The sequence below is a fragment of the Pseudomonas sp. P4_C3 genome (assembly GCF_056402075.1).
Genome location: NZ_JBFUIC010000247.1, coordinates 1 through 6,548, shown reverse-complemented (window position 1 = coordinate 6,548; position 6,548 = coordinate 1). Strand labels below are relative to the sequence as shown.

At 64.6% G+C, this 6,548-nt stretch carries 4 protein-coding genes; all 4 read right to left on the bottom strand.

The window, feature by feature from the left end; translation table 11 throughout:
• The coding region (gene tssG / locus AC1DVH_RS24535; RefSeq protein WP_477755998.1) for a type VI secretion system baseplate subunit TssG at positions 1-844 on the bottom strand (844 nt) is incomplete at its 3' end.
• Complete coding sequence (gene tssF, locus AC1DVH_RS24530; protein WP_477755997.1) at positions 808-2,577, bottom strand: type VI secretion system baseplate subunit TssF; 1,770 nt, start codon at positions 2,575-2,577, stop codon at positions 808-810. The genes tssG and tssF, both read right to left, overlap by 37 nt.
• A 23-nt stretch (positions 2,578-2,600) precedes the next feature.
• Positions 2,601-4,187 (bottom strand): type VI secretion system protein TssA, encoded by a 1,587-nt coding sequence (tssA, locus tag AC1DVH_RS24525; RefSeq protein WP_477755996.1) that lies wholly within the window; start codon positions 4,185-4,187, stop codon positions 2,601-2,603.
• Positions 4,184-6,548 (bottom strand): ImcF-related family protein (locus tag AC1DVH_RS24520; protein ID WP_477755995.1); only part of this gene is annotated, 2,365 nt, incomplete at its 5' end. The genes AC1DVH_RS24520 and tssA, both read right to left, overlap by 4 nt.

Here is a 6,548-nt window from a genome sequence, read left to right as displayed (position 1 = left end):
GCAGGTCACTGTGCAACTGTCCCCCCGGCAACCAGCCGTTGGCCTCGCGGGTGTCCTCGGTGAAAAGTCCAAGGAGCAACTGGCTGTTGGCGTCGTGTCCGGTATGGCCCAGTGGCGTGCCTTGGGACAGGCTGACGGGGTGGCTTGCGGACAGACCGGCCGGTTGCAGCAAAGGGACTTTGCGAGGCCAGTGTGGAGTCACCCGCGCTTGAGTGTTCGGTGCCAGCAGCCTGACCAATGCGCTGATGCCTTCGGCGTTTCGGGTTGGCAGACGCATGACACTGAGCAACGCGAGAAAACGCGAAATCGGCGTGGCGATCCGCCCGGCGGTGCCGGGTATGCCGAGGCCGATCAGGCCGAGCAAACACTGCGAGGTCTTGTCGGTCGCGCCGGATTCGAATGTGGCCGGGTACGAGTACTTGCGCCAGATCCGGTAGAACTGGGTGAAGATCCGGTGGTTGAAAATGTCGAGGAACGCTTCCAGTGCCTCGTGCCCTTCCCGGCGTTGGGCAATGTCGTCGACGAACGCCGTGGGCATCGGTGAATCGACACCGTACAAACCCAGCAAGCGGGTACGCACCGTGGCCGGGCGTTGCGGATGTTCCTCATCGACCTCGATGGACTTCAATTCGCCGGCCGGAAACCCCATGCCGGGATCCGGTCGAAACCGCACCGGATCATCCGCCACACGCGCGGTACTCCCCAAAGGCGGATGCCCGGGCAATGACTGTTCCAGCAACTGACAGAAACGATACAGACTGGCCTCGGCCACCCGCCCCTGCAGCGTTTGCAGCAAACCGCCGGCTTTCAACCGGGAATACGCTGACTGTGGTTCTCGTTCCATCGCAAGCACTTCCCGGTCGGTTGAAGGATCAGCGTGAGCTGGTTGAACAGGTGAATGTCGGCATACAGGCCGAAGAAGCGATTGAGCATTTCGCCGAACAGGCTGATATCGCCTTCGCCACAGAAGCCGTTGGCGTCGAGGGTCACTTCGATATCCACCCCACGCAGCAGAAAACCCTTCTCGAAACGCTGGATCAGGTGATGCCTGACCTCGACGATCGCTTCCAGGCGCCGCCGGTTCAGTTCACTGCCCGTCCAGTCATACAGCGCCAGAGTGCCTCGCAACACCTCGGCACTGTCGAGCATCGGCAGGAAGTTCGAACCCAGGTGACTGAGCACCCGCCAATGGAAACGGTCACGGTTCGGCGGATAGCACGGCAAGGTGGGTGCACACAGGTTGCGTACCCGCAAGCGGGACTGAGCGGACTGCGCGACGGTATCGAGCAGCGTGCTTTGCAGGGCCTTGCGCGGCAGTTGCCCGTTGGTACCCGTCAGTCGCAACGACAGGCCTTCACGCTGAAACAACCGGTCCTGATCGAAGCCTTCGCCGCCCAGAATCAGCCAGGTGTCATGCAAACCATTGGCGCCCTGGCGCAAACGCGTATGGAAATAACGCTCTGGCGCCTCGTCGCGCAGCATGCCGCCCTTGTGGCGAAAACTGCTGAATGGCACATAGTCATGCCGCTCGGCGTTCTTCGAAGACGTGACCTGATCCACCGAATAGATCTCGGTGTGGCCGTCCTGCAGACGCATGGGGCGCAGCAGGTAGTCCGTTTGCAAGGGGGCGAGTTCCAGTGGATCGGCTTCCAGCGCAAACAGATTGATCACCGGCACGGCATGCAGGCGAATGTGCTCGACACTCAGATCGAAGCCATGCGGCCATGCCTCGCCAAGGACCACGTCCAGCTCGAACCAGGGTGTACCTGGCTTGAGGTTCAGGTGCTGCAGTCCGCAAAGGGTCACGAACATGAATTTTTCGCGGAACGTGAAGTACTCCAGCAACAACTGATAGCCACTGAACGCGCTGTCGCCCTTGGGCCACAGACGATCTTCGTCGGCAAATCCCTTGGGCGCAAAATGGCCCTCCAGCGCCTGGCGATCCGACTCCCCCGCACATCGCACGTACAGCGCCTGAACCTTGAGAGTCAGCGCCTGATGCAGCGTGCTGGCCAACGCCGCATCGGCATTGAGGTACAGCGGCAGGCAGCTCAGGTCGACCTGGCTCCAGTCGGTCATTGTTCCGCAGGCAAAGCGCAGGCGCAGCACCGAGCGCCCGTCCGGCTCCTGGGCATGTCGTACAGACGCCATGGCCAGCGGGTGCAATGTCAGGTCCTGGGTGGTGGTGTAACTGCATCGGGTGCGTTGCGGTCCGATGGGCTGCGACAGCACTTCAAAGCCCTTGCCGATTCGTTCGCTGAGCTTCATCTGCGCGAACTCCGGCGCCAGTTCGACGATCGACAACGAAGCGATGGTGCGCAGGTAATGGGGCCACAACAGGCTGACCAGGCCTTCGGTCAACTCTGGCAAATCGTCGTCGAGCTTTTCACGCAGCCGTCCCATGAGGAAGGCAAAGCCTTCGAACAGGCGCTCCACATAAGGGTCCTGCGCCCCTGGTTTATCCAGGTTCAGTTGCGCGGCCCGATCGGGGAACGCCTCTGCGAACTCCTTGCCGGCCTCGCGCAGGTAACGCATCTCCGCGTCGAAATAACGCAGCGTCAGATTTTCCGTGTTCACAAATAAATCCTGATAAATGAGGTTCAGCCGCAGAGCACTGCGGCGCGTACCGGATCGATGGCTACCAGCGCCGCCAGCAACGCGTCCATGCGCCGGGCCAGCGCGGGTTTATCCGCATCATTGCGTTGCGCTTTGAGGCGCAGCAATTTGAGCAGACGGGCCTTGACCTCAAAGTTCAGGTCCGGCTCCCACTCCGCCAGGGCCTGGCGCTGGGCGATGGCATCCAGTTCACCCAGCAGGTGAATGGCCAGGTCGCTCTTGCCGTACTGCTCGGCCACCCGCGCCATCAACAGGCGCAGCAGCCAGCGCTGACGGCCTGTGTGCACGTCGGGCCGTGCGGCCAGCCAGGCCAGCGCCGCCTCCACCCCATCGCTGTCGGCGTGCGCCAGAGCCTGGGCTTCCAGGGACAGGATCCCGGTATCTGCCTCGATGGCTGTCGTCGCCGGAGCAGGCAACCACTGTTGGGTCTGATTACCGCTGACATGCTGAGCGATCCACTCGCGAGTGGTCTCGTCGGCGAACGGTGTGCCGTCGCTCCAGCACAGGGCCTCCAAGCCCGGGAGCCGCTCAAGGAACATCCCCAGGTCGCGCTTGGCCACATCGGCCCAGCTGTCCAGCGGCGCGGATTGCTTTCTCAACGCCTGGTACACATACCACTGCAGATCCAGCCAGAAATGATTCACGCCCTCGGCGAACATCCCTTCGACCTGATCCAGCAGTTCCTGCCAGTTCTGCTGCAGGTGCAGTCGCTTGAGCTGTGCCTTGTAGTCACCACGTGGGGGGGCCAGACGGGTATTGCCGTTGATGTCCTGAGGCGGCGGCTGATGCAGCGTGTCCCAGCGCAGGCTTTTCATCAGCCGATGGGCCGCCAGCCAGCCCTGGGGTTGTTCACGCAGATAGCCCGCCAGGGCCCGGCCACTGTCCAACAGATCGCGCCCGGACTTGATGGACGTGACACCCGGCACATCCGATGGGGTGTTTGCTTCATGACTGGCACTGTTCTGCGGCACCAGAGCATCCACCCCGCCGGACTGCGCCAACCGTGCAGACAACGCGGCATACAGCGCGCCCAACGCCGGGCGCTGGTCCTGCGGCCAGGCGTCAAGCCCCTGCTGCAGCCAGGCCAGCGCCGCGACCGTGCGCTCAGCTTCGCTGCGCACAACCTCCGGATACAGCGACAGGCTGTCCAGCACCTTGCTGCCGGCCAGCCACTCCAGGGCCATCTTGCGGCTGTTGGCCCGCACCGGCAGCACCTGCTGCGCGTAATGCCCGACCAGCGCGGCCAGCAGGCCAAGGCCATCGGCGAGTCCGGCCTCGCCGTCTTTGTGCAAGCGGGCCCACAGGTAGTAAGTGGCGACGCGCAGGTCCTTGCAGCTTTGCCGCAGAAGTTTTTCAGCCAGTTGCGCCACCCGCTCGGCGTCCGCGCCGGACAACTTGTTGACCTCTTCGCGCATGCGCTGGAAATCATCGTCGTAACCGGGATCTTCACCCACCGGGGCATCTGCGCTGATGGGTTGCAACCAGGCTTGCCAGCGCCCTGAAGTTTCCCGGGCCAGTGCCAGGGCATCGCGCTCGCCCAGGCAGCTGCTGATCAATCCTTGCAAGCTCATGGCACCTCCCCCTTCTGTGCATGAGGCTCGGCGTTGTTGCCCACCCCGAGAAAAATCTGCGTCGGCAGCTTGAACCCACGCAACTTGAGCAGCGCCAGCGGTCCCGCGCCCAGTTCGGTGCGCAGGTGCCAGGTCAGGCCCAGGCCGTCCGGGGCCTTGAGCACCATGCGGTAGTGGCTGTCGCCGTCGTCCAGCGTGGTGACCCGAGCCTGTTCCAGCAGGCGGATCAAGCCCCAGGTGCCCTGATAGTCACCGAACAGRCGCTCGCCRGCCTGCACGCTGGTCCAGGTCAGGTTCACCCCCGGACGGTCGCTGTAGCCAGGCCAGCTGAAGCGCTGCCAGCTTTCCTTCTGGTTGAAGTAGTGGTGTTTTTCGCCGTTGAGGATGAAGGTGGTCTGCACCACGTCGCGYACCGGCTTGCCCCGCAGCTCGAACCCCAGGCCGAGGCCGCCGTCGGTGAACAGYACATCGGCCAGGTGGCTGAGCTGGTTGAGCGCCGCGAGAAACTGCGGGTTGATGCGCAGGCCCTGGCTGTGCCGCGRATCGGCCACCCAGCGCTGGCCTTCCTTGCGCAACACACCGCCCAGTTGCTGTTGCAGGAACTGCTCGATGCGTCCGGAGTCGGCACGGATCATTTGYCCCAGCATCGGCAATGACGCATCGCTGGTGGTCGCCACGAACGGATAACGCCCGGCAAACGCGCCGTGCCAGTCGCTGACGATCGCCCGTTGCCACTGGCGATTGAGGCTTGCCGCCGACGGCTGCAGCACTCGTTGCCAGGCCTGTTCCAACGGCTGCACGAACAGGGTCTGGCCGACCCCGCCCCACTCCGCCCCCAGGCTGGCAGCGATCAGGCTGCCATAGGCGCGGGTGTCGGTGAGGTCGACGCTTTTGCCCTGGAACACGGTTTGCGCCAGGGCCTGGGTCATTTCCTGCGGGTCGGCGGCGTTGCTCACCTGCTGCAGTTTCAGGCGTACCCGGGTGACGCGGGTGAGGAAGGCCTGCAGGCTCAGCCGGTCGTTGTCGTTCTTGCCTTCGGCCTCCTTGCCCAACAGGGCCAGCAGCGGRCCGAAGGTGGCGTCCAGCGGRCCGCTCGCGCCGGGGGCCTGTTGGTCGATCAGCGGCACCTTGTCCTGGGCTATCAGYTTCTGCGCGGAGTGGATCAACGACGCGCCCAGGGCCGGGCCGCGAGTGCCGGCCTGGCCCTGGTACGCCAGGGTGTTCATCAGCGCGATCAGCGGCGACTGRCGCACGTCGCTCATCAGGGTCAACTGGTCGATCACCTGATCCAGGCTGCGTGYCGGTTGCCAGTTCAGGCGATTGAGCAAGTCCAGCCAGGCGCTGGCGTAGTCCTGRAAGTAGCGCTCGGTSAGGCGTTCCTTGAGTTGCTCCGGGCTCAAGTCGGCGGCGAGGCTGGCGGGATTGTCGCTGAGCACCCAGTCGATCTCCTCGCGGCGAGCCTCGGCCACCTCGTCGATGGCTTGGCGGACCTGGCCCTCCCAGGCCTGGCGGGTGAACACCCCGGGCACGCTGGCCGTGGTGGCGAACAGCGCGCGGGCGTCGGTGTCGCCGACCATCTGCTGCAAGCCCAAGGCCGGGTAGTGATTGGCTGCCGCATCGAGCACCTGACGGTACAGGCTGGCTTCGCCATTGCGCTGGCCCAACTGGACGAGCAGTACCTGACGGGCCTGGGCCACCAGCGTCGGGTCGGCCTCGATACGCCAGGCCGGATGGGCCGCCAGTTGCTCGGCATAGAACTGCCAGAGGCCGGGTGACAGGCCCTGCCAGAGCCCCGGCGTGATGTCGGCGCGCTGCGCCTGGGTCTCGACCAATACTTTGGCGAGGAAAGCCGCGTCGGCTTTTTCCGGGCGCGCCATCATCAGGTAGGCTTTGAGCTGGGCGTAGGCGGCCGGGGCACGCTTGGCGCGTTCGGGGCTGGCGGGTGGCAGCTGGATCAGCGCCTTGAGTTGCTGCTGCAGCTTGGCCACGGCCGGGTCGCGCAGCAGCCGTTGGTTGGCCTCTACATAGCGTGGCCACAGCGTCGCCAACAGTGGGTCGTTCTGGTTGAGGCCAAAGCGCAGGTACCAGGGTGTGCCGTGCGCGGCGCGGTAGTCCAGGCGCCCCAGTTCACGGGTTAACTCGTTGAACGCCAGCAGTTGTTCGTCGCCGCTGCCCGCTTGTTCCAGGGTCGCCAGCGCGGTCTGGACAAGGGCGATCTGCCCGCGGTTGCTGACGAAGGACAGCAACATCCCGGCACCCCACAGCAGCGCCACGCCCAACACCAGCGCATAAGCGACTCGCGGGGCGGACCAGCCCAGGCGTCGAGGGCTGGCGGCCTGATCGGCCAGCACGCCGTGCCAG

Excerpts from the sequence above, each read along its gene's own strand:
- tssA (WP_477755996.1), bottom strand. The coding sequence starts at position 4,187 with ATGAGCTTGCAAGGATTGATCAGCAGCTGCCTGGGCGAGCGCGATGCC.